Origin of the sequence: Chryseobacterium balustinum (assembly GCF_900168205.1) — a bacterium.
GTDB lineage: Bacteria > Bacteroidota > Bacteroidia > Flavobacteriales > Weeksellaceae > Chryseobacterium > Chryseobacterium balustinum.
On record NZ_FUZE01000006.1, the window covers coordinates 144,329 to 167,181 of the forward strand.

Genomic DNA, 22,853 nt, shown 5'->3' on the forward strand with positions numbered 1-22,853 from the left:
CAATGATTATAAAATTGGAACCTTTCGCAGCTAATTCCAAACGATTATTCTAATGAATATTAAAGAAATTATTGATACTATTTATTCACTTCCTCAAGTTTCAAAGGAAAGTTTGATACAGCACATTTCTGAAGTAAGCTATTCTAAAGGATTTTGCCTGATGGAAGCCGATAAAGTGATTCCTTATATTTATTTTTTAAAGAAAGGAATTGTTCGCGCTTACGCTTCTACAGAAAGTAATGATATTACTTTTTGGTTTGGAACAGAAGGCGAAACCATCGTTTCTATGAAAAGTTATGTAGATGAAAAACCAGGCTACGAAAATATAGAACTTCTGGAAGATTGCGAATTTTATAGATTGGAAACCAGTAAGCTAAAAACTCTTTATAATGAAGACATTCACATTGCAAATTGGGGACGGAAATTTGCAGAACACGAACTCGTAAAAACGGAGGAATTGATTATCTCCAGACAATATAAAACTGCAATGGAAAGGTATAAAGACTTGCTAAAAGAAAAGCCTTATTTGTTGCAGCGAGTGCAGTTGGGTCATATTGCTTCTTATTTGGGAATTGCTCAGGTGAGTTTGAGTAGAATTCGTGCAGAAATCAAATAGTATTAAATTATTCTCTCGCAAATTTAACAGATTTAGCAGATTTTTTATCTGTGGTGTCCGCTTGATCTGTGCGAGTTTTTAATTATAATTATCAAAAGAAATAAATTTCACTTTTTAACAATTGTAAAATTTTATTTCAGTTTAAAACCTCAATTTTGTGACATAAAATTAAATAGTAATGAACTGGATTATTTTAATCATCGCAGGAATTTTTGAGGTCGCTTTTGCATCATGCCTCGGAAAAGTAAAAGAAACCACTGGAAACGAGATGTATTGGTGGTTTGGAGGATTTTTGGTTTGCCTCACCATCAGTATGCTTTTGCTCATCAAAGCCACAGAAACTTTACCTATCGGAACCGCTTATGCAGTCTGGACAGGAATTGGTGCAGTAGGAACGGCTTTGGTAGGAATTTTAGTATTTAAAGACCCTGCAAGTTTCTGGAGAATATTCTTCATTTCAACATTGATTGGTTCTGTAATTGGATTGAAAGCAGTTTCTCATTAAAAGTAAAAGGTTTATTTCTTATATTTGGGAAAAACTATTATATGAGAACAAAACTATTTTTTCTGTTTATCAGTTGCTCATTGTTTGGACAAAATGCAGAGCTTTTTAATAATGATTGGTATATCTCTCAAATTGTAATGAACGGACAATCAGTAAGTACTCCTTTCATGGATATTGCGCTTTCAAAGTCTAATTTTATTACATTTACATCGCCAGGCAGCGGATATGTTTTCAACTCAAAACATTTTAACAGCTGTCAGGTTGAAATTGCTTTTCCAGTTAATGCAAGTACTTTTACCAAAGTAAGTTCCGGATGCACATTAAGCATGTACGGAGGAGGTAACAGCATGGCTGTTAATAGTTATGACCAAAAACATACGGATTTTTATATTTATCCTTCGTCAGGAGCTGTCTTTGAATATGAAATTATTACAAACAGTTCTGGTAAAACATTAATTGTTACTGATGCTCTCAATAATAACAAAATATATTACAACAATGCATTTTTAGGCACAAAAGAAAATTTGCTTAAGAAAACTTTTAAATTATATCCAAATCCTTCTATAGATTTTGTAATCATAGAGAATGTTGAAAAGAACTTAAAATTAAAAATCAATGATCTCTCAGGAAAGATATTATTTGAAACTTTGACATCGGATAAAACTCAAAAAATAGATGTAAGCAGTTTTGCAATTGGACAATATATTTTAAGCATAGAAAACTTTAAACCTGAATTTTTTATTAAAAAATAAATTTTCAACTTATAGTAAAAAATAGGCTTCATATTCTGAAGCCTATTTTTTATTTCTTTAAAACGATTGGTAAAATTTCATTGAGTCTTAAACCGTATTTTTTTATCTCTGCATCAGAAAACTGTTGCGAATAAAAATTAGCTTCCACTTCAAAACCAGCATTCGTTAAACGATCGAAATAATCCATCCCATACCAACGAACATGATCATACTGCCCGAAATGTTTTTGTCTTTCTTTTGGATCTGTTATGGTGAAATCTTCGTAGGTTTTTTCCAAAGAATTTTTCATTGGAACCTGTAAAATCCCCCAACCTCCTGGCTTCATTACTCTATATAATTCGCTCATTGCTTTAGCATCATCCTGAATATGTTCTAAAACATGATTACAGAAGATAATGTCGAAACTTTCATTTTCAAAAGGCAAATCTAAAATATCTGCTTTCACATCTACAATCGGCGAATACAAATCGGCAGAAATGTAATTGAGATTACTCATTCTTTTAAATTTTCTCAAAAATTCCTGTTCAGGAGCAATATGAAGAACTTTATAATTTTTAATGAAAAAATCGGTTTCATTTTGAAGATACAGATACATTTGACGGTGTCTTTCGAGACTTAAAGTTCCCGGAGACAAAGCATTTTCTCTTTGTTTTCCGTATCCATAAGGTAAAAATTTACGATAAGATTTGCCGTCGATAGGGTCATAAAATTTATCACCTTTAAAAAACTGATAGATCAACGGACGCGCCCAAATGCTCATCTTGATAAGCATAGGACGAGGGATTTTATTTAATAAAAACTTAGTCAGCTTTTTCATTAAAAATCCAATTGAAATGGCTTTTCTTCATCACTTACAATACCCAAAGCATCGTAAATATATTTGAAAGTTGATAGTAAAACAGGTTTCCCATTGATAACACAAACATCATGTTCAAAATGCGCAGAAGGTTGATTATCAAGTGTTGTAACCGTCCATCCATCATTATGGAATTTCACTTTTTCAGTACCTAAATTAATCATCGGCTCGATAGCGATTGCCAAACCATCTTTGATGACTTTTCCACTTCCTTGTTTACCATAATTTGGAACCTGAGGATCTTCATGCATTTTCTTTCCTAAACCGTGACCCACAAGCTCTTTTACAACTCCATACCCTTCTTTTTCGCAATGCTTTTGAATTGCGTGAGAAATATCTCCGATTCTTTTTCCTCTGATGCATTGCTCAATTCCTTTGTAAAGAGATTCTTTGGCAACTTTCAGTAATTTTTTGGTTTCAGGTTTTACTTCACCAATTTCAAAAGTATAAGCGTGGTCACCTACATAACCGTTAAGAATTGCACCACAATCTACAGAAAGTATATCGCCTTCTTTTATCTCTTCTTTATTTGGAAAACCGTGAACCACCTGTTCGTTTGGTGAAATACACAAAGAATTCGGAAATCCTCCGTATCCTAAAAATGCAGGCTCGGCACCGTGATCTTTAATAAAATCGTGCGCTAATTTATCTAAATATAAAGTAGTAATTCCCGGTTTGATTTCTTTTGCCAACATTCCTAATGTTCTGGAAACCAACTGAGCACTTTCTTTCATAAGACGAAGTTCGTCTATAGTTTTTAATTGAATCATTTTTTAATATAGATGTTAGATATTAGATGTTAGATATTAGATTTTCAACTTTATGAATAGATCTTTTAATCCTAAACATCTTTACTTTCTTGATAAAATTATTAAAAGTGATATTAAAACTAATTTCTAACATCAAACTTCTAATTTCTCAAATCTTACCAGAATAATCCTTTTTTCTTTTCTTTTTTCAGTTTTGAATATGCTAAAACCTCTTTACCTTCTACTCGGAACTCAATTCTTTCGTTGATGATGTTGTAGATTTCTCCCCATCCCGGAAAACCACCTAAGTTTCTGTCGTCGATAAACCAGTCTGCATCCAATTTTCTCGACTGAGTTTCAGAGTCAAAAACTTCTCCTTCAAAACTTGAGTTAATTGCGTAGAACTCAATACCATTCTTTTTACAAAACTCTACAGCCTCGTCTAAGGCCTTACCGTGTCTATACGTCCAAAGTATCAATCTAAAACCCTGAGCCTGAAGTTTTTTAAGAGTTTCAAAAGCGAAAATTTTAGTTTTCCCAATTGCAGGATAGGCATCATCTACAATAGTTCCGTCAAAATCAACAGCAATTTTTTTATTATTTAACATTTTGTTGCGTTTTTAGCTGGGCAAAGATACTAAATAAATAAAAAGTGCCGAAAAACTCCGACACTTCAATTTATAATTTATTGTTAAAATCTAATTATTTTTTAACCCAGTTGAATTCAAACTGCAAATCTGGAGTAGAAATCCTATCTGTAATTTTCTGTAATCTTGAAGGAAGCTTTATTAAGTATTCCTGAGCTTTCTCTGCTTTTTCAGTAAGACCTGTAATATGCTCAATCTTCCACTCATCAAGAAGATCTTTCATGATATTGATATAATCCTGACCCGTGTACACCATACATCTCTGTGCTGCATCAGAAAAATGACCCCAAAGTTCACCTGCCTTTTGACCAGACTGTCTCATCATGTGAGCCGGCATAACAATTTTTTTACGCATCATATCTTCGAATGCCAAAATCATTTCAGAAGGATCTAATTCTAGAATTTTAGCTACGAAATGTTTATATGCTTTTGCATGTCTTGCTTCGTCTGCAGCAATTACACCACACATTTTTGCCAATTTCCCGTTTCCTGTTTGTTTTGCCAAAGTACCCACTCTTCTATGTGAAACGTTGGTTGCTGTTTCCTGAAAACTTGTGTAGATGAAATTTCTGTAAGGATCCATACTGGTTCCGATATCAAAACCATCACTAATCAGATATTGGGTAGTAATTTCCATCTGTCTCATGTTTACTCTACCACATAAGTACAGATATTTACCGAGTAAATCACCGTGTCTGTTTTCTTCGGCAGTCCAAGATCTGATCCAGCTTGCCCAGGTTGGGCCACTTTTTTCCTGATCAATTCCGTCAACGCTCATTAGCCAAGATTCGTAAGAAGGTAAAGCTTCTTCAGTAATACAATCCCCAATCAATGTTACAAAAAGATCATAAGGCATTTCTTGAGCGAAAGTTTGAATTTCTTCTAAGTCATATTTAAAATCAGAGCTAGAAGGATCTGGTAAATAATCTGAAGGTTGCCAAATTTTCTCAATTGGAGTCAAAAACTTATCGAGAAAAGAACCGACTTCCTTTTCCAAAATTCCCATTACTTCTTTTCTTACGAGAGCATTATACATCAAAAATAAATTTATAATTTACAAAGATAAGCTTTATTTGTTATTTGTGACATAATATAATATGTAAGTCATACTATTTCTGACATAAATCATAAAAAATACCGCTATCACTATGATAACGGTATTTTTTTGATATTATTATTTGATTTTTAGCTTACTAAAATATCTCCCGTCATAATTGCAGGAATTTCAACACCCATCACTGATAGAATTGTTGGTGCCATATCTCCTAGCTTCCCTGGTTTCAGTTCCCAGTTTTTATCTTTATCCATCACAATCAAAGGAACTAAATTGGTTGAATGCTGTGTGTTTGGAGAACCATCTGAATTAATCATAACATCAGAATTCCCATGATCTGCCAAAATGAAAACTGCATACCCATGTTCGTAAGCCATTGTTGCTACTTTTTCAATGCATTGATCTACCGTTTCTGCTGCTTTTACCGCTGCTTCAAAAACTCCTGTATGCCCCACCATATCGGTATTTGCGAAATTTAAACAGATAAAATCAGCAGTTTCATTTTCCAGCTCAGGTAAAATTGCATTCGTAATATCATAAGCCGACATTTCAGGCTTCAAATCGTAAGTCGGAACGTCTTTCGGGCTTGGACAAAGCAATCTTTTTTCACCATGAAACTCTTCTTCACGACCTCCTGAAAAGAAAAAAGTAACGTGAGGATATTTTTCAGTTTCGGCAATTCTGATCTGAGTTTTTCCGTTTCTTTCCAAAACTTCACCCATCGTATCTTTCAAAACTTCTTCGTCAAAAACGACGTTTACATTTTGATACGTTTTATCGTAATTGGTTAGTGTAACATAGTGAAGATTCAGCTTTCGCATGAAATATTCAGGCATATCGTGCTGACAAAGAACTTCTGTAATCTCGCGACCTCTGTCTGTACGGAAATTAAAGCAAATTACTACATCATTATCAATGATTTTTCCTACAGGAACAACATTTCCAATCTGCGTTTCTTTAACCAAAATAATAGGTTTAATGAACTCATCAGTTACATTTTCATCATAAGAAGTTTTTATAGCTGCAAGTGCATTGGTTGTTTGCAATCCTACTCCTTCAACCATGGCATCATACGCTAATTTTACACGCTCCCATCTTCTGTCACGATCCATTGCGTAATATCTACCGATAACTGTTGCAAGATTTCCTGTAGTTTGCGCCATGTGATTTTGAAGTTCTTCAATAAAACCCAATCCTGAATGTGGATCGCAATCTCTACCGTCAGTAAATGCATGAACGTAAACGTTTTCATTTAAACCAAAATCTTTTGCAGCAGACAAAAGTCCTTTTAAATGATTGATATGTGAATGCACCCCACCATTAGAAACCAAACCGATAAAGTGTACATTTTTATTTTCTCTTTTCGCGTAAGCAAAAGCCTCCTGAATTACTTTTTCCTGTCCTAAAGTTCCGTTTTCGACAGCCATATTCAGTTTTACCAAATTCTGGTATACTACTCTACCTGCTCCCAAATTCATGTGTCCCACTTCAGAATTTCCCATTTGACCGGCCGGAAGACCCACTGCCAAACCGCTCGCTTCTAAAGTTGTATGTGGAAATCTATGATAACAGCTATCTATAAATGGTGTATTTGCTTGAGCTAATGCAGAAACTTCAGGATTTGTTCCCAAACCCCATCCGTCAAGTATTGCCAATATTGCTTTTTTAGACATTTTAATTTGATTTTTAAACAAACAAATTTATTGATTTTAAAGTGAATTGAAGAATTTTCAAGGTTTAAATTTTGCTTAAAAGTTTAAAGAAAACTATTCCGAATAGTGAATCTAACTTAGAATTCTTATTGATTATTCGTTATTGTAGAATGTTTGATTTTAACGCAAAAGTTACTAAGATTTTTTTAATAATTCACTGTTTTCAAGTTCTAAAAGGCGTTCTACTCAGCAAAGAATACTAAGAATTTTAATTTATAGGAGATTATGTGTAATTAGAAAATTCTTAAAATGATATTTACGATTAAAATTAAATTATCCAGAATTAAATATTATTTTTAATTTTGTTTTATGGATTTAAGAGACCAACTAAAAAACCTTTTCCCTACACATGAAGAACAGGATTTTCAAATGCCCGAAGAAGAATTTAAGCAGAAAGAACCTCTGGTTTGTAAATTTGAAAAGAAAGGCAGAAACGGAAAACCTGTAACGATTGTAGAAGGTTGGGAAGGCAGTGAAGATGATTTGAAAAAGATTTCAAAAAAAATAAAAACAACTTTGGGAATCGGTGGTTCCGAAAAAGACGGAACAATCATTATTCAGGGAGATAACCGGGATAAAATTATGGCTATTCTAAAAGATTTGGGCTACAAAACCAAAAGAGTTGGCGGATAGACTTATTTTTAAGATTTTAATATAAAAAAAATTGCCATCGACAAAGAATATGACGACAGCAAAAGAGAAAGTGTAATTATTAAAACGCAAATCTAAGATTTCAATATTACCAGAACTTTAATCTTAAATTAAATAAAGATTATCTTTTGAGTAACATGCTTTTTTAAAACAAAATTCTTATCTTCACCTCCCTTTTTTAATAAAATAATTATGCTAAATAAACTTGCAGCTTCAGAATTGGTTCTGAACGAAGACGGAAGTGTGTATCATCTTAATCTGTTACCCGAAGATATTGCCCATAAAGTAATTTTGGTGGGTGATCCCGACAGAGTTCCAAAAGTTTCAAAATACTTTGATAAGGTTGAAGTCAAAAAAAACAAAAGAGAATTTTATACCCACACAGGAACTTTGCGTGGTGAAAGAATCTCTGTAATGTCAACCGGAATCGGTACTGAGAACATCGATATTGTAATGAATGAGCTTGATGCTTTGGTGAACATTGATCTGAAAGAAAAAGAATTTAAATCTGAACATCAGTCATTAGAACTATTCAGAATGGGAACTTGCGGAAGTGTAAACCCTGATGTGCAGGTTGATAATATGTTGGTTACTCAAAATGTTGTCGGGCTTGACGGTTTGATGCATTTTTATCAGGATTACCAGTTTGAAAATGAGTTTTCGAAGAATTTCTTTGAAAAATTCCCGTACGAAAAAATTAAGCCAATGCTTTATTTTTCAGAATGGTCTGAAGAATTGGGCGAATTGTATAAAGATGCTAAATACCATGGAAATACAGCTACTTTCCCAGGGTTTTATGCTCCACAAGGAAGACAGCTTCGTTTAAAAGCCCTAGACGAGAAGTTTTTGGAAAACTTAAATGATTTAGGAATTACCAATTTTGAAATGGAAACTTCAGCAATTTATGCTTTCTCAAAATTGCTAGGCCATAAAGCGATTACCGTAAATAACGTGATTGCCAACAGAAGACGTGGTGAATTTTCATCAGACCATCATGCTTCTGAAAAGAATTTGATAGAATGGGTTCTCGACAGAATCATTAAATAATAAAAAAACTGCTGAAAATTTTCAGCAGTTTTTTGTTTTTAGTTAGAACAGCTTTTTTCGTATTCTTTTACAATACCACTATAAAAATTTAAATAATAACGTAGCATATTTTCACCCAGAATATTCTGGAAATTTCCTTTTTTACCAATACTTTTAGCTTCTTCAAAAGAATCGGTACGAACTTTTTTATATTCTTCCTTGAATTTTTTTCTAAATTCTTTGTCTTCTAATTTTTTCTCTAAAAAAGAGAGATATTGGTTGAAATTTTCGCAATTTTTACCTACAACACGAAAGGCTCCAATCATTTTTTCTTCGGCAGAACCAAAATTGAAAAGATTGATGCGATCATAATCAACCGGCATTATTGCAAAATCATCTTTACTATTCCTAATATAAAACATTGAATAAACATACGTACAAGCCGCCTTTAGATTCCCTTGACACATAAACATGTTGGAACCAAATATCTGTATTTTGCCATCATATAATAAAGGCTGAAAAGAACGTTTTCTTTTATCTACCAACTCCCCATTGCTGTTAATGGCTTTTAGATCGAGGCGTTCAATACCATTAACGAAATCCCCATTCTCATCATATATTTTCATCGCTTTTACTTCTTTTGCTCCTATCTTTTCGGTTTTGGCTTCAGGAGCAGTTTTATATTCAAAACTGTAAATATCATCTTTGTCAAAAAAACTTGGATAAGAACCATTTGGATAGGTATAAGCAACAAATAGTGCAGACATTTTGCTGCCGTTTTCTAAAGTAAATTCAGCTTTTGGATAGGTATTTTCTTTTTTCTGTGAAAAAGTAGTGATTGATGTTATTACAGAAATAGCAATAAGTAATTTTTTGGTCATATAAGTTTTATTTATTATTCTACTTTTATCTAATTCCTACGTAAAGCACTTTTACAGCAAGATTTAAAAGTTAGAATTTAAAGATAATATCTTTTTTCAGATATTAAAATAAATATTATGAAAATTTTAACAACCATATTCTTGTTTAGGAATACTTCTTGCCTATTCTAAACCATAACACTTAAATATTAACATTATGGAAAACCAGGATTATAACAAAGCTGAAAAAGCTGTAGACAACACTGAAAACTCTTTAAGAAATGCAGCAACCGATGCAAAATGGAAAATCAGTGATTTGGCAGACAAAGCCAGAGATTATATCAATGAAAAAAGAAATAATGATGAAGAAGCAAACCAGGAAGGTTGGCTAGACAGAGTAAAAGCTAATGCAGCTGATACATGGGAAGACATTAAAGATGGAGCCAATGATGCTTGGGAAAAAACCAAAGATGCAGCAGAAGATGTAAAAGCAGAATGGAACAAAAAAACTAACTAAGTTTATTAGTCTTTTATATATTATCAAAGAAAAACGGAGTCTTTTTAGGAAGGCTTCGTTTTTTATTATGTTCTAAACACAAATTATTGCTACATTTGTGGATTAATAAACATTAAAAAATTATGTCATACGGTTTACTTAAAGGCAAGAAGGGAATTATTTTTGGAGCCCTTAATGAACAATCTATCGCATGGAAAGTTGCAGAAAGATGCCACGAAGAAGGCGCAGAATTCATCCTGTCAAACGCTCCTATCGCTCTTAGAATGGGAGAATTAAACGGTTTAGCAGAAAAAACAGGTTCTGAGGTGATTGGTGCAGATGCAACTTCTATCGAAGATCTTGAAAAACTTTTTGATGCTGCTGTTGCAAAATTTGGTAAAATCGATTTCATTCTTCACTCAATTGGTATGTCTATCAACGTGAGAAAAGGAAAGCATTATACAGAAATGAACTACGATTGGTTGGAAAAAGGTTGGGATATCTCAGCAGTTTCATTCCACAAAGTAATGAGAGTAGCTTACGAAAAAAACTGTATGAACGAATGGGGAAGTATTTTGGCATTGACTTATATTGCTGCTCAAAGAACGTTCCCGGATTATAACGATATGTCTGATAACAAAGCGTATCTTGAAAGTATTGCAAGAACTTTCGGAAACTATTGGGGTGAAAGAAAAGTACGTGTAAACACGGTTTCTCAGTCTCCTACTCCTACCACTGCAGGTAGCGGTGTAAAAGGTTTCGGTGGTTTCCTTGGATATGCTGAAGATATGTCTCCACTTGGAAACGCTACGGCTCTAGAATGTGCAGATTATTGCGTAACTCTTTTCTCTGATTTAACTAAGAAAGTAACGATGCAGAATCTTTTCCATGATGGTGGATTCAGCAGCTCTGGAGTTACTCAGAAAGTAATCAGAAAATATGATGTTGAATAAGTGAAATTTTCACTCTAAATAATTAAATCCGGAACATTTTGTTCCGGATTTTTTTGTGAATTTTTTTGTGAAAATAAATTCGGTGAAACCCAAGGTATTAGTACACTTGAAATCAAATGAAAACCCGGCGAAGGCGTAACGCCTATTTATGTAAGAGTAACAAACGGGAGTGGATGTTTGTTATAATATTTACTTTCAGGAAAAATTGAATGTCTTTTATGAGCGATTCGGGGAGAGGTTTTAAACCTGATTATTTTTTCTTCCATTCTATTTAAACTATCAGCAAACTTAATGTTTAGAAATTGTTTTAATATGCGAAACCTTAATCTAAAAATTATTGAATCTCATGTTTTTCACCATGTCCTTTGTCTGCTACTTCAATTTTACCGCCAGTGCTACACATACAAAAAGAATCCTCAGTAAGAATTTTGTAATTGTTGATAGTATCTTTCTCTGTTGTTTTTTGCCATATTTTCGGTGCAGGAATACAAGGTAAATAACCGCCTGTTGTTGGCTTTAGCTTGCATTGCCCGAAAGGTTTTATATTAACCATAGCCTGTTTATCCTGTTCTGTAGTAATCATTTTTCCGTCCGCCGTAGAAAAGTTTTGACTGGTAACCGTAAGATTACTGGACATAATCCCTTGATTGCAGGATAGTTGGGCGGTATCTGTGATTTTTTGTGGCATTATTTACTTTCTTTTTTATATAAAGTCTCAACAGTAGTTCCTTCGCCTCCTTTACCAAGTTGTCTTTCAACAAGTAATACTTCTCCATTAATACCATTAAGCATTATTCTTATAATACCACCTCTCGGATTATCCTTATACTTTCCAATATAACTAATATTCCAAGTTGGAAAATTGTAATCAGGATATTCCAAATCGTTGTCAATACCAACTTTATCTTTCAAAATATCTAATTTTAAATCCTGTTCAACATACTTCTTTACCTGTTCCCAAGTAAACGTAAAAGGTTTATCCCAGTCTTCTACTTTTATAAGTTTTCCTTTTGAACCATATTCGTACTTATCTCCTTTTATAAAACCATCATCTAAAAAAGTTTGCCATTTACTTTTCAATAAACCGTTTTTAAAAAACTCTTTATGTGTTATAAAAAACGAATTCGTATATTCATAAGTAGCATAAAAACCATCATCAAAATCAGTTTCTGTAACTTTTGTGCCATTACTCATTTCATATTCATATGTTCTACTTATTTTGTCAGAATGTTTATAGTAATTTTCTATATTGAATTTTTCTGATGTATATGTTTGCATGGTTTTAGGATTTATTGGGATTTCTATTTTTATATTTGATGATTTACCTTCGTTATTATCATTCTTCTTTTCTTTGTCCTGTGAATGACAAGAATTTATTACTAATAATAAGCTAATTAATACTATTTTTTTCATTTTTTATAAAATTTCAAAGTGTCTGAATATTCGACTATCCACATTTCCTAATCGCATAATAATTATTATCAGTAATTTTTTGTGCGTGAAAAAACACTTACTTTTTTTCAAAAATTATTTGTTGCTCTCCATCACGACCCAGTATTTTTTTTACTTTTAATAATTCTCCATCTGTTCCGTCTAAAGTAACATAATAAACTCCAAAAACATCCTTGTAATTGCCTTTGAAATTAATGTCCCATGTTGGTTTTCCTCCTGATAATCCATTATAGTTATTTATGTTTACTTCATCTTTAAAAAAATCTAATTTTAAATCCTGTTCAATATACTTCTTTACCTGTTCCCAAGTAAACTTGAAAGGCTTATCATAATCTTCTGCTTTGGTTAGTTTGCCACTTTCATCATATTCATAAAAAACACCTTTTATAAAGCCTCCATTAACGAAACGATTGTATTTCATCCATAAACGTCCATTAGGATGATATTCTTTACTTAAAGTAAAAAGAGAATTTTTAGGGGTGATATCTCTGGTAAATAATATTAATTCATCATCAGTTTCAAGTACTTTTGCACCGTCCGCTCTAATATATTCATATCCGCCATCAATTTTATTTTTTTTATATTTTTGAATATCCTGTTCTGTAAATTCTTCTATTGTATGTGTTTGCATTGTTTTAGGATTTATTGGGAGTTCTAAATTAATTCTTTCTGAAGTTGTTGTTGTCTTTTTACTCGGTTTATCCTTATCCTGTGAGTTACAAGAAGTGATTATTGACATTAAAAAAATTATGGAAATTCTTTTCATATTATATTTTTTTTACGTTAGGATATATAAATGCATATTGCCAATGCCATAATTGTATAACAGGTATTTTTGGCGTTGCTTCAAGGTCTGAATAATCCATTATATTATCAGTTGTTGAGCGTTTGAACATATGTTTTCCTCCATGAAAAGGATGATGTAATCCCATTGCATGAAGTCCTTCATGAGCAATAGTGTTGTCTGTGAAACCAAATTGATATACAACTACTGATTTTGCCGCAGAAGGAATTCCATAAGCCCTTCCATACAACCCAGTATTTGGTTGGCTAACAGTACCAGCATCTTGAAATATAAAGTGGAATTTATATACATCATCATACTTATTACCATATTTAGCTCTGATTTGTGAATTTAGAAAATCTTGAATAGCATCTAATGAGCCATTTGGAATTTTTCCGTTTGTTACATTTGCTGATGCGTTGAAAAGTGTTCTGAGATTTGTTCTTTTTTTTGTAATAGGGTCAATATCAAATCTACAATCAATAACAATTTCATTTTTGAAATTAGGATTTACTATTGCTTGTCGTAAAAATTTTTTTAGTTCAATTTCTCTTCCAATAGGACTACTTTTTATTGGTGTTCCATTTATATTTGTATGAACTTTTACAATCACACAATCTACTTTGTGACGTTGTTTATTAGGAGTAACAAGTATTTTACCCGCTAAAGCTTTTTCTTCTTCTCCTTTTGCATTTTTAAATACTGAAACAACTTGAATGTTTTTATACTTGCCAAAAGATTTAATGCAGGTTATTGTAATTGTAGTTTTATGAACACCTTTAGATGTTTGTGAAAAACTCTGCTTATCAATGGTAAATAATGATTTATCATACTCAATCTCTAATCTTAGAGGCGCCACTTCAACGTCAATGGTGACATCCAAAGTTGCAGAAGTATGAGTAAATCCTTTTGGAACTTCATTTTTAGGATACAAAGTAAGCCATGGCACAAAGTAAGTAAATGTTATTCTTCTTCCTCTACCGTCTTTTCTAGTAAATGTTCTCTGCTGATAGGCTGTTTTCAACTTATTGTAATCTGATGAGATAAATTTGTAGGCATTTGCTCTGGTGTCTCCTGGTAAAGAAGTGTCTCCTAGTCTCATCCAATCAAAACCATATTTTCCATTCCAACTAGTTTTAGGTCTAAAACTAACAAAACATCTACCATCCATGTAAATTGGAATTTTTTTATATGGTTGCGCTTTATTTGTTTGATTATTCCCCTGCTTACCATGCATATCAACAACCCCTTTGCTATTAACAATGGTGTTTTGGTCAGAGTGCATAAACAGTTTTTGAGTTCCTGCTAAATTAGCTTCTTTTGCTTGAATGAATAATTCATTTTCAGTATTAATAATTGTTTTTGTTGCTTGTGTATGAAATAATTCAGATACAGTTTGTAACATGATAGGTGTATTCATCAATGTTTTCTGAAGATAATTCATTAGTGCTGTATTTCCAACGGTCGATGTCATATTATTAGCCACGTTAATATCAAAATTATTATTGGCATTAATTTCAACATCAGTGGCACTCATTGTTATTTTATTGGGAGCAGTAACATTGATATTACCTTGTCCGTCCATAAAGTAAACATTTCCACTTGGGTCTTCAATCGTTACACTTCTTTCAGCGTTATTCATTAAAACCTTGATACCACTTTTGGTTTGAATTGAGCGTAAATAATCATCCACACCTCCTCCTAAACCAATACCCTTTCTATTCTTCAACAAAATTTTGAGCGGCTTTAACAATAGATATTTTTCCACCAACAGAACATTGACAAATAGAACAATCTAACAATTCTCTTTTGCCATCAATTTCAAAAACCGAAGTATCTTGCCATTGTATTGGAGCAGGAATACAAGATAAAAAACCTCCTGACGTTGGTTTTAATTTACATTGTCCAAAGGGTTTTATATTAGTGTTAGGTTGATTATCTCCTTCTGTTGCCTGCAATTTCCCTTCAATACTCATAAAGGATTGACTTGTTACTGTGATAGGTGTTGGAGATGTACCTTTATCACATTGTAATTGGGTTGTATTTGTGATGTGTTGTGGCATTATTTCTCTAAATTTTTAATTCCTTTTTCTAGAAAGAATGACATTTTGGCTTTATAAATACATTTTTCTTCTCTATAAATTGTGATGTTTTTTGTCATTGATGAAATTGTAATATCCTGTATTTTATTACCATTAAAAAAGTATTCAATTTTTTTATTAAAATGAGACAATAATGCTCTTTGTTTAATATAACTTTTTTTTGACTTTAATAATTCATCAAGTTTTTTTATTTGTATTTCTGTAAGTTTTTTGCTACTTAATAATATGACCCTTGTGCTTTCAATTTCATCATTCACAGTAGAAGTTTCTCTATCTTGATATGAGAAGTTTTTGATAATCACACTGTCTATCTTTCCATTATAAATGTTCTTTAATTGTGCATGCATCAAAGTATTCAACAATATGACAAAAATTAAGAGTATTTTTTTCATTTTTTAACTGTTATAGATTGTTTCTAGTCTTTTAACTGTTGCCTCATCATAAACACCGTAATTTCCATTTTCAATTACAATGTCTAAATGTTTTTTATAAAATATAACATTCGCCATAGTGCTAGGCGCAATATGAAACGACGGGTCTATATTTGCGTAGGTTGCTGGTAATGCGGAGACAACTTTAATTCCAATATCTTTTGCAATTACTCCCGCATAAACACTTAAATAATTAAATATTAGTATTTTTTTTATTTCTAAAAAAGTCAATTTAATTGCATCAGTTACACTATGTGTAGTTCCTAATACATTATTAATTTGAGGTGTTAAATCAACAGGAGTCGAACCTTGAGGGTGATAAAAAAATGTATTGGATGCAAAACTAAAAATAATAGAATCAGCAATTACTCGTGTTGCACTGTACTGTCTGTTATTTCTAAATTTAGAAAAAAGTGCATTTGTAGCAACAGGGAAACTACACCCCCATATTTTAATAAAACCAATATTTGTAAAGGCATTTTTAAAATTGGTTGAATCAATCGTACCAGAAGTTATATCAGATTTTCTCATATCACAATCACCAGTTCCGTTGTCTGTATTTACTAAAATTGGACCGTTCCAGTAGGCATGCGAAAAAATATGCACCTCGCTTAATGTGTTAGGTTCATCACTTCCTATTTCTTCTATTACTTTATAAATATCAGTTTTTGATATGATTTTTTTACTGGAATTAAGTCGATAGCCACCATTAATAAGTGCATAATCACTATTAATTACTTTGTCAAAAGTTGTAACGCTTTTTTTAGGTGTGGAATTTGTGGAATATTCAGTTTTAGAGATTGTCCCATTTAGAATATTAACATCGTATATAATAAAATCATGTCCTTTCTCGCTCTGAATTATTTTTTTTATATAATCTTGGACATATTTATCAAAAGAACCTGAAAGTTTATAATTATTATGGTCATCAGGATAAAACAACCCTGAAACCAATATGTATTGTTTAATTGGAGCTACATTTAATTTTACGTGTTGAAAATTAGTGCTTCCATTTACTTTTCTTACGGTTAAAGTTCCTGACATATTACAAAAATTATTATAATTCTATACATTTTTTAACTTGCTCTTGCACTTTCTGACGATTTTTTTCGATATAATCCAGCAAAGCATCAGGGTATTTGCAATTTTCATTCATTACATCAAACTGCAATTTCAAACACGAAAACAAATATATTTTCTGATTTTCATATAGAAATATAAATGCTATATCGCCTTTTTTAAGATTTGATGTTTTTTTAGTGCAAACTTTAACACCTATATCTTCATTATCAGAAATACTGCTTAACATAGCTTGTAATTTCTTTTTATTTTTTAAAATTTCATCATAATTAGAATCTTTAATAAGTTGATTTTTTTCTACATTCCATTTTAATATAATTCCATTGTTATATTTTATTACAATTATATCTTCATTTTTAATTTTATGTAATTTCCGAACAACCTTTTTAGTTTCAGGAGTGTTAATTTGTTTTTTGTTACATCCAAATAATATCAAAGGAAATAAAGCTAAAACAATTATAAGATTTTTGTATACATTCATAATTAACATCATTTTTGAAAATGAATAGGTATTTGATTTGCAGAAGCCTTACTTAATAAAACTTGTGTACCATGCCAAGAGCCATTTCTATAAAAATTATGATAGTTTCTTGCCCTCCAATATAAATTACTCATCCTAACTGCGTCTTCATGACGAAAAGTTGCAGAACCTATAACTCTTCCATAGCCATGTCCCAATAATTCATGTGCCAATAATTCCGCAGGAGTTGAATGTCTTGGATATTGAACGCCATTAGGCGCATATGTAAAATCACCAATATCGGCTTTGGAATCCATAACTACTACTGTTAATGTTCCTCCTAAATAACTTGTATTCACACCACCACCATAATTATTGTCTGCTTGTAGCCCCTTTGTTTTTGCAGGTAAACTTAATGCTGTAATTGAGCGATTATTTAGCGTTTCATAAGTCAAGGTCATGTCAACATAATGAGATGTACTTGAGTTAATTGCTAAATAATATGCATATGCTAATGACCTAATATCAGTATTGTGACCATTAATTACAGCTTCAAAATCAACTCTAGAAATGGGTTTAATTTTTAAGCGATTATCTTCCAACTCAAAAATTCTTTTTATGTCATTATGATTATAAAAAGAATTTTGAATTTCATTTAAAACCCGCTCACCAGAAACCCTACTCACACCAATAATTCCTCCTGTGACAACTTGAAGGCTGGATTGAAAAGTAGTATTTCCGTTTACATTCTTTATTGTTAATGTTCCAGGCATAGTGTTTTTCTTTAACTTTCAAATATTTTCTTCGGAAGAATTTTCTTTATTTGGTTTATCTATTTCTACTTTCTCTTTTAATTCAGCAAAGCCATCTTTATTTACTGTACCTGAGTAGGTTACCTCTTTCTTTTCATTATTATATTCATGCTCCACATCAACATCAATTGTTTCTCCTTCTTCATAATTACGTGTAAGTACTAATAAACTCACTTTATCCCCAAAAAAAGCTGTATCTATATTTTCTTCCATCACATCATCCATCCACTGTACATTTACAATCTGCTTTTCTTTGTTGTACTCAAACTCTCCGTTCTGAGGGAGCTTATTCATCTGTGGAGCTTTGTATTCAATCTTATCTTTAGCAGTTAATAATGAGTTAGCCCCATACACATGCATTCTGTCTTTTGCTCCAAACTCTGTCTGTCCATCTGTATAACCAATAAACTTTTCTTTACCATAAAGGTCTAGATGTGCTTTTGCTGATATTTCAGTATTGGTTCCAGCATTGATGATAGTTTTCTTCCCACTGTCTTGGCTAATCTCCTGCTTTGCAATAATCTTAATGTTCTGCCCAACATTGGTATCCATATTCTTTCCTGCTTTGGTTTCGATATTCTCTTCAATATCAAATTTCAGGTTTTTGGATTTTATGGTAATAGTTTCAGGGGCTGTAATGTTAATATTGCTTCCTTCTGTATCAAACTTTAATTCGTTACCACTTTTATCAGTCAATAAAATACTTTCATCCTCTGTAAAGACCAATCTATGCCCACTTCTTGTCTGTAAAGATTTCACACGGTTATCCATACCACCTCCCAATCCTATACCACCGTGAAACATTCCACCCATTGCAAAAGGAAAATCGGGATTGTGATATTCAAAACCTACCATCACTTGGTCTCCAATTTCTGGAACAGCTACAAATCCTCTGTTTTGAGTAATTGCTCCCGTTCCTCCTGCATCTGGACTCATCATTCGGATAAAATGAGTGGTATCATTTAACTGCCAATCAAACTGCACCTGTATTCTTCCTTGGTTGAGTGGGTCTATATTTGATATCACAGTCGCAACTTGTGGCTCAGCTTTTGGGGTCATAAAGTCAGGTTTAGGCATGAAGCCTGTTCCTTCTGCTATAGCTTCAAAGCTTCCTGTATAATATCCTCTGGCATTTACTTCATGACTTACCTCGGTCATCATTAATTTTGTAAAGTAAGATGTTTCATTAGAATCAGGTTTTCTCATTTCAATATCGGCTACACAGCCAATATATAGGAAAGGAACAGTTGTATTTCCAGAAACAGTAAAAACCTCAACAGCTTTACTTCCTCTTGCACTTTTTTGGGAATCATCCACATCAAGAAACATATTTGCATTTACAGGGGTTGGAGTAAGTGAACGTGTTTTGAAGATTGTATCATTCAATTCATAGGCTTTTGAGGATAAATCACCCAAATGCTTTATAGAGTTGTCTGAACCCAGTATTTTAGCATGATTACTACTGCTATATCCAAAATATTCAGGTTTTGTATGTACTGCTTTTAACTCTACTTGTACATCAGTAACATTGCTTCCATAAACCAGCTTTACAGGCTTTTCACTTGGAGGAAGTTTTCCGAAGTGCAATATCTCTCCATCATAATAAAATTGTTCTCCATAGGCTTCTGCTATACGTGAAAGATAGTTGTAGTGGGTTTCACAATATTGCGAACTGTAATTAATGTAGCTTTTATTTTGGGTTTCAATTCTGAAATTAAATTGAGTAGTACCTAACGTTTCTTTAATGATGTTATCTGCAATAATAGATGTATTAACAGACTGATTACCTCCAAAACTTTGGGTATGTGGTGCAGAATCCATTAGGATTGTTGGACTTTGCCCCTTCAATACTATGTTTCCCAAGCTCATTTTTTCCTGACTGAATGCTACTTTGGTAACAATACCTACAAAAGTTCTTTCAGGACTTTCATTTTCAAGGTCTTTATATTTGAAAACAATAGTAATTCGTTTTCCTAAAAATTGTTGTGCCTGTTCAAGATTGTGGTTTTGGATTTCTCCCAATGAATCATGTGCAAGAATAAGCTCGAAACTATGATGTGTTTTTGCACTTTGCTGTAAACGAAAGTGTTTAAAATGACTGATAGATTTTCCATTCACCACAATATCAAGCTTAACCACACGGTTAATACCTGAAATATGGGTCTCCGAAATCTTCTCAGAATTAGAGTTTTTATTTTTCATGTTATGTTTTGTGTTTTAATTTGGTATAATAAGATTACTACTATTTCATCAATTAAAGAACTTTTTTTTGTTAAATTTTTAAAAGTGTAGTAAAACTACGATTCATCAAAAGCAAAAGTAATTAATCTATATTAACATTCTTGTTGTTTTGGGAATAGCACTTGTATCTTTACTGTAGAGTTTTTTAGAAAGGGTTTGAAATTTGAAAGTCGATAAAATGTTGGAGTTTTTCCAAACAAAAAAATCGCAATCTACCATTAATAGGCTAATTACGATTTTTAACGGCGAAACCAAAGGCTCCGCCGAATTTTAATTAAAAATATTAATATGAAGTGTTATAAAATTACAGTCTGAATAGAATGTGCAGGTGCAGATAATTTTGCAGACATTCCTTCGATCCAAAGATTAGTATCGATGTCGTTATCAGAATCATTCATGATTACGGTGACCAACTGTCCGTTCTCATTCATGAAAGTTGTTGATGTTAAAGCTGCTCTGTTCGATGAAGTTCCGATTCTTTGAGCATTGGGCTTAATAAATTTTGAAACGTGACCTACGTAATAATATTCATAAGTATAATGAACTTCTCCAGTTTTTGTATCGGCTATAATCGGAGCAAAACAGAAATTCCCAACGTGATTTGGTCCGCCAGTTTCGTCTAAAAGAACGTTCCAATCTGTCCATAAAGCGGTTCCCTTATTGAAATCGTTGATCATATTTCTTCCATACAATTCACCTAAACTTACATCGTAAATTTTAGACATATCAAATTGCTCCTTACAACCTTCGGTAAATGCTAAAAATTTATCTGGAAAAGCTCTTTGAGTTTCTGATAAATTATCGAATAGCTGCGTTTTATTGTTCCATGTTTCGTACCAGTGGTAGCCGATTCCGTGTGCATATTTTGAAGTTTCAGGATCGCTCAAGGTTGTGGTTGCTCTTTGGTAAATCAAATCACGATTGTGATCCCAAATCATTACTTTTTTATCTTTAAAACCATTTTTCCAAAGTGTTGGTCCTAGATTATTTTTAAGGAACTCCCCTTCCTCTTCAGCTGTATAGATACAAGATTCCCAAGTCTGGGTTGCCATAGGTTCGTTCTGAATCGTCAGTCCCCAAACATTGATTCCTTTTTTTTCGTATTCTTTGATGAATTTAATATAATAATCTGCCCAAGTCTGGTAAAAAGGGTTTTCTAATCTTCCTCCTTTCAGCATACTTTTATTAGATTTCATCCAAGCTGGTGGACTCCAAGGAGAAAAGTAAAAGGTAAAATCTTTCCCGATTGCTTTTTGAGCTTCTTTAATCATTGGGATTTTATACTTTTCATCGTGTGCAACATTGAATGATTTTAACGTTTTATCATTTTCTGTAACATAAGTATATGAATCGCTTGAAAAATCACACGAGTTCATGTTGGTACGCACAACCGTGTACCCCAAACCGTTTTTGCCATAATAAGCTTCAATAATTTCTTTCTGCTTATTCTTTGGAAGTTTATAGAACGTTTCGGCAGAGGCATCAGTAATTGCACCTCCTATTCCAATTAATTTCTGATATTTAAAATCAGGATCTACAAAAATGCAGGCATCCGTTTCTTTTGGCTGAGCCATTTTTTCAAATTCTACCATTCCTTTATCAACCATCTTTTCGTTGGTTTTAGAATTGGTGAAAATTACTTTTGCAGATTTTCCTGCATTTTTTTTCCAGTAGTTTTGTGCGTTTACATTCAAAGCCATTCCGACTACAAAACAACTTACAATTAGCTTTTTCATTTATTTCTTCTTCTTTTTTATTTAAATTTAAACCACTCCGTCAAAAATTCTTTCGAATTTTAGTTATGTTTATTTTCGTATACTCTTACATAATCAATGTAATATTTCTGTGGGAAAATGGTGTCATCAATTCCTTCTTTTCCGCCCCAAAATCCACCCACAGCCAAATTTAAAATAATGAAATACGGCTGATCAAAAGGCCACGCTTCATACGTTTTTTCTTTATTTTCATAGGTGAAAAACTTTTGATTATCGATGTAAATATCGATTTTTTCAGGCGTCCAATCTGCTTTATAAATATGAAATTTTTCGCTTGCATCTTTCACAAACAAAGTATCTGTTTTCTGTGTTCCGATGATGTGATTGTACTTTTTTGTGTGAACTGAAGCATGAATATAGCCTTGATTAAAGCCTACATGTTCCATGATATCTAATTCACCATCATCCGGCCATTTTTTCATGTTTTCGCTCATCATCCAGATTGCAGGCCAGCTTCCGCGACCTTTCGGAAGCTTGGCACGAACTTCAACCGTTCCGTACTGAAAAGAAAATTTCCCTTTGGTTAAAAGCCTTGCGGAAGTATATTTATTTTTCTCCCAGTTTTCTTTTTTGGCTTCAATCACAAGATTTCCATTTTCAACTCTTGCATTTTCCAGGCGATTCTTAGTATAAAACTGAGCTTCATTATTTCCGTAACCATCGCCTCCTACATCATAATTCCATTTTGTGGAATCGGGTAATCCTTTATAATTAAACTCGTCATTCCAAATTAGTTTTCTGCTTGAATCAATTTTGTTTGAAGCACAATTTAATGATGAAAAAATTAAAGTTCCTCCGATTAAAAAGTGAATGATATGTTGGAATTTTATGTTCAAAGT

Annotated in this window: 25 protein-coding genes; 7 read left to right on the forward strand and 18 right to left on the reverse strand. The window is 32.5% G+C overall.

The features are described from left to right. Window positions 1-52: 52 nt before the first annotated feature. From B5X64_RS09920 to B5X64_RS09930, 3 genes are all read left to right on the forward strand, one after another. Complete coding sequence (locus B5X64_RS09920; RefSeq protein ID WP_079465059.1) at window positions 53-616, forward strand: Crp/Fnr family transcriptional regulator; 564 nt, start codon at window positions 53-55, stop codon at window positions 614-616. 178 nt (window positions 617-794) lie between these two features. Next, a complete protein-coding gene (locus B5X64_RS09925; protein ID WP_066675715.1) occupies window positions 795-1,121 on the forward strand; it encodes a DMT family transporter in 327 nt (108 codons plus the stop codon). Window positions 1,122-1,162: 41 nt separating this feature from the next. Then, window positions 1,163-1,873, forward strand: coding sequence for a T9SS type A sorting domain-containing protein (locus B5X64_RS09930; RefSeq protein WP_079465060.1), 711 nt, complete (start codon window positions 1,163-1,165; stop codon window positions 1,871-1,873). Window positions 1,874-1,922: 49 nt separating this feature from the next. Here the strand turns inward: B5X64_RS09930 and B5X64_RS09935 are convergent, their stop codons facing one another. The 5 genes from B5X64_RS09935 to gpmI form a co-directional block, all read right to left on the reverse strand. Next, on the reverse strand, window positions 1,923-2,690 hold the full coding sequence (locus tag B5X64_RS09935) for a class I SAM-dependent methyltransferase (protein WP_079465061.1): 768 nt from the start codon (window positions 2,688-2,690) through the stop codon (window positions 1,923-1,925). After that, complete coding sequence (map, locus tag B5X64_RS09940) at window positions 2,690-3,499, reverse strand: type I methionyl aminopeptidase (RefSeq protein ID WP_079465062.1); 810 nt, start codon at window positions 3,497-3,499, stop codon at window positions 2,690-2,692. The genes B5X64_RS09935 and map overlap by 1 nt, the downstream gene beginning before the upstream one ends. Before the next feature lie 155 nt (window positions 3,500-3,654). Next, entirely contained in the window at window positions 3,655-4,086 is a 432-nt protein-coding gene (locus B5X64_RS09945) for a BT0820 family HAD-type phosphatase (protein WP_079465063.1), read from the reverse strand. Window positions 4,087-4,180: 94 nt separating this feature from the next. Further along, on the reverse strand, window positions 4,181-5,161 hold the full coding sequence (locus tag B5X64_RS09950) for an acyl-ACP desaturase (protein ID WP_079465064.1): 981 nt from the start codon (window positions 5,159-5,161) through the stop codon (window positions 4,181-4,183). 149 nt (window positions 5,162-5,310) lie between these two features. Continuing rightward, window positions 5,311-6,852 carry a 2,3-bisphosphoglycerate-independent phosphoglycerate mutase gene (gene gpmI / locus B5X64_RS09955; protein WP_079465065.1) on the reverse strand — a complete coding sequence of 514 codons (1,542 nt, stop codon included), beginning with the start codon at window positions 6,850-6,852 and terminating at the stop codon, window positions 5,311-5,313. A gap of 348 nt (window positions 6,853-7,200) precedes the next feature. Between gpmI and B5X64_RS09960 the strand changes: the two genes are divergently transcribed. Together B5X64_RS09960 and B5X64_RS09965 are read left to right on the forward strand one after the other, a co-directional pair. Next, window positions 7,201-7,524, forward strand: a complete 324-nt coding sequence (locus B5X64_RS09960; RefSeq protein ID WP_079465066.1) for a translation initiation factor — start codon at window positions 7,201-7,203, stop codon at window positions 7,522-7,524. 210 nt (window positions 7,525-7,734) lie between these two features. After that, the gene (locus tag B5X64_RS09965) at window positions 7,735-8,589 is read left to right on the forward strand and encodes a nucleoside phosphorylase (RefSeq protein ID WP_079465067.1); all 855 of its coding nucleotides are present in this window, start codon (window positions 7,735-7,737) and stop codon (window positions 8,587-8,589) included. Between the two features lie 38 nt (window positions 8,590-8,627). Here the strand turns inward: B5X64_RS09965 and B5X64_RS09970 are convergent, their stop codons facing one another. Next, entirely contained in the window at window positions 8,628-9,449 is an 822-nt protein-coding gene (locus B5X64_RS09970; protein WP_079465068.1) for a hypothetical protein, read from the reverse strand. Between the two features lie 196 nt (window positions 9,450-9,645). On the opposite strand from B5X64_RS09970, the gene B5X64_RS09975 reads away from it, so the two are divergent. Together B5X64_RS09975 and B5X64_RS09980 are read left to right on the forward strand one after the other, a co-directional pair. Next, window positions 9,646-9,945, forward strand: a complete 300-nt coding sequence (locus tag B5X64_RS09975) for a hypothetical protein (protein ID WP_074228513.1) — start codon at window positions 9,646-9,648, stop codon at window positions 9,943-9,945. Window positions 9,946-10,067: 122 nt separating this feature from the next. Continuing rightward, complete coding sequence (locus tag B5X64_RS09980) at window positions 10,068-10,877, forward strand: enoyl-ACP reductase FabI (protein ID WP_076558190.1); 810 nt, start codon at window positions 10,068-10,070, stop codon at window positions 10,875-10,877. A 334-nt stretch (window positions 10,878-11,211) separates the two neighbouring features. Here B5X64_RS09980 and B5X64_RS09985 read toward each other — a convergent pair whose 3' ends face one another. The 12 genes from B5X64_RS09985 to B5X64_RS10040 form a co-directional block, all read right to left on the reverse strand. Further along, window positions 11,212-11,565, reverse strand: coding sequence for a DUF4280 domain-containing protein (locus tag B5X64_RS09985; RefSeq protein ID WP_079465069.1), 354 nt, complete (start codon window positions 11,563-11,565; stop codon window positions 11,212-11,214). Then, complete coding sequence (locus tag B5X64_RS09990; RefSeq protein ID WP_079465070.1) at window positions 11,565-12,290, reverse strand: hypothetical protein; 726 nt, start codon at window positions 12,288-12,290, stop codon at window positions 11,565-11,567. Before B5X64_RS09990 ends, B5X64_RS09985 begins: the two co-directional genes overlap by 1 nt. A 97-nt stretch (window positions 12,291-12,387) precedes the next feature. After that, window positions 12,388-13,095: a hypothetical protein gene (locus B5X64_RS09995; RefSeq protein WP_079465071.1), complete on the reverse strand. Its 708-nt coding sequence runs from the start codon at window positions 13,093-13,095 to the stop codon at window positions 12,388-12,390. 1 nt (window position 13,096) lies between these two features. Next, a complete protein-coding gene (locus tag B5X64_RS10000) occupies window positions 13,097-14,845 on the reverse strand; it encodes a hypothetical protein (protein WP_228418838.1) in 1,749 nt (582 codons plus the stop codon). Beyond that, window positions 14,832-15,176: a DUF4280 domain-containing protein gene (locus B5X64_RS10005; RefSeq protein ID WP_079465073.1), complete on the reverse strand. Its 345-nt coding sequence runs from the start codon at window positions 15,174-15,176 to the stop codon at window positions 14,832-14,834. The genes B5X64_RS10000 and B5X64_RS10005 overlap by 14 nt, the downstream gene beginning before the upstream one ends. Further along, a complete protein-coding gene (locus tag B5X64_RS10010; RefSeq protein ID WP_123920797.1) occupies window positions 15,176-15,607 on the reverse strand; it encodes a hypothetical protein in 432 nt (143 codons plus the stop codon). The genes B5X64_RS10005 and B5X64_RS10010 overlap by 1 nt, the downstream gene beginning before the upstream one ends. A gap of 3 nt (window positions 15,608-15,610) precedes the next feature. Beyond that, entirely contained in the window at window positions 15,611-16,690 is a 1,080-nt protein-coding gene (locus B5X64_RS10015) for a hypothetical protein (RefSeq protein WP_079465075.1), read from the reverse strand. A 13-nt stretch (window positions 16,691-16,703) separates the two neighbouring features. After that, a complete protein-coding gene (locus B5X64_RS10020; RefSeq protein ID WP_123920799.1) occupies window positions 16,704-17,207 on the reverse strand; it encodes a hypothetical protein in 504 nt (167 codons plus the stop codon). An 8-nt stretch (window positions 17,208-17,215) separates the two neighbouring features. Beyond that, complete coding sequence (locus tag B5X64_RS10025) at window positions 17,216-17,959, reverse strand: hypothetical protein (RefSeq protein ID WP_079465077.1); 744 nt, start codon at window positions 17,957-17,959, stop codon at window positions 17,216-17,218. 18 nt (window positions 17,960-17,977) lie between these two features. Beyond that, window positions 17,978-20,200 carry a type VI secretion system Vgr family protein gene (locus tag B5X64_RS10030; RefSeq protein ID WP_111944957.1) on the reverse strand — a complete coding sequence of 741 codons (2,223 nt, stop codon included), beginning with the start codon at window positions 20,198-20,200 and terminating at the stop codon, window positions 17,978-17,980. Between the two features lie 335 nt (window positions 20,201-20,535). Continuing rightward, window positions 20,536-21,975, reverse strand: coding sequence for a glycoside hydrolase family 30 protein (locus B5X64_RS10035; RefSeq protein ID WP_079465078.1), 1,440 nt, complete (start codon window positions 21,973-21,975; stop codon window positions 20,536-20,538). Window positions 21,976-22,034: 59 nt separating this feature from the next. Further along, window positions 22,035-22,850 carry a glycoside hydrolase family 16 protein gene (locus B5X64_RS10040; RefSeq protein WP_079465079.1) on the reverse strand — a complete coding sequence of 272 codons (816 nt, stop codon included), beginning with the start codon at window positions 22,848-22,850 and terminating at the stop codon, window positions 22,035-22,037. Between the last annotated feature and the right edge of the window lie 3 nt (window positions 22,851-22,853).

Excerpts from the sequence above, each read along its gene's own strand:
- B5X64_RS09920 (WP_079465059.1), top strand. The coding sequence starts at position 53 with ATGAATATTAAAGAAATTATTGATACTATTTATTCACTTCCTCAAGTT.
- B5X64_RS09925 (WP_066675715.1), top strand. The coding sequence starts at position 795 with ATGAACTGGATTATTTTAATCATCGCAGGAATTTTTGAGGTCGCTTTT.
- B5X64_RS09930 (WP_079465060.1), top strand. The coding sequence starts at position 1,163 with ATGAGAACAAAACTATTTTTTCTGTTTATCAGTTGCTCATTGTTTGGA.
- B5X64_RS09935 (WP_079465061.1), bottom strand. The coding sequence starts at position 2,690 with ATGAAAAAGCTGACTAAGTTTTTATTAAATAAAATCCCTCGTCCTATG.
- map (WP_079465062.1), bottom strand. The coding sequence starts at position 3,499 with ATGATTCAATTAAAAACTATAGACGAACTTCGTCTTATGAAAGAAAGT.
- B5X64_RS09945 (WP_079465063.1), bottom strand. The coding sequence starts at position 4,086 with ATGTTAAATAATAAAAAAATTGCTGTTGATTTTGACGGAACTATTGTA.
- B5X64_RS09950 (WP_079465064.1), bottom strand. The coding sequence starts at position 5,161 with ATGTATAATGCTCTCGTAAGAAAAGAAGTAATGGGAATTTTGGAAAAG.
- gpmI (WP_079465065.1), bottom strand. The coding sequence starts at position 6,852 with ATGTCTAAAAAAGCAATATTGGCAATACTTGACGGATGGGGTTTGGGA.
- B5X64_RS09960 (WP_079465066.1), top strand. The coding sequence starts at position 7,201 with ATGGATTTAAGAGACCAACTAAAAAACCTTTTCCCTACACATGAAGAA.
- B5X64_RS09965 (WP_079465067.1), top strand. The coding sequence starts at position 7,735 with ATGCTAAATAAACTTGCAGCTTCAGAATTGGTTCTGAACGAAGACGGA.
- B5X64_RS09970 (WP_079465068.1), bottom strand. The coding sequence starts at position 9,449 with ATGACCAAAAAATTACTTATTGCTATTTCTGTAATAACATCAATCACT.
- B5X64_RS09975 (WP_074228513.1), top strand. The coding sequence starts at position 9,646 with ATGGAAAACCAGGATTATAACAAAGCTGAAAAAGCTGTAGACAACACT.
- B5X64_RS09980 (WP_076558190.1), top strand. The coding sequence starts at position 10,068 with ATGTCATACGGTTTACTTAAAGGCAAGAAGGGAATTATTTTTGGAGCC.
- B5X64_RS09985 (WP_079465069.1), bottom strand. The coding sequence starts at position 11,565 with ATGCCACAAAAAATCACAGATACCGCCCAACTATCCTGCAATCAAGGG.
- B5X64_RS09990 (WP_079465070.1), bottom strand. The coding sequence starts at position 12,290 with ATGAAAAAAATAGTATTAATTAGCTTATTATTAGTAATAAATTCTTGT.
- B5X64_RS09995 (WP_079465071.1), bottom strand. The coding sequence starts at position 13,095 with ATGAAAAGAATTTCCATAATTTTTTTAATGTCAATAATCACTTCTTGT.
- B5X64_RS10005 (WP_079465073.1), bottom strand. The coding sequence starts at position 15,176 with ATGCCACAACACATCACAAATACAACCCAATTACAATGTGATAAAGGT.
- B5X64_RS10010 (WP_123920797.1), bottom strand. The coding sequence starts at position 15,607 with ATGAAAAAAATACTCTTAATTTTTGTCATATTGTTGAATACTTTGATG.
- B5X64_RS10015 (WP_079465075.1), bottom strand. The coding sequence starts at position 16,690 with ATGTCAGGAACTTTAACCGTAAGAAAAGTAAATGGAAGCACTAATTTT.
- B5X64_RS10020 (WP_123920799.1), bottom strand. The coding sequence starts at position 17,207 with ATGAATGTATACAAAAATCTTATAATTGTTTTAGCTTTATTTCCTTTG.
- B5X64_RS10025 (WP_079465077.1), bottom strand. The coding sequence starts at position 17,959 with ATGCCTGGAACATTAACAATAAAGAATGTAAACGGAAATACTACTTTT.
- B5X64_RS10030 (WP_111944957.1), bottom strand. The coding sequence starts at position 20,200 with ATGAAAAATAAAAACTCTAATTCTGAGAAGATTTCGGAGACCCATATT.
- B5X64_RS10035 (WP_079465078.1), bottom strand. The coding sequence starts at position 21,975 with ATGAAAAAGCTAATTGTAAGTTGTTTTGTAGTCGGAATGGCTTTGAAT.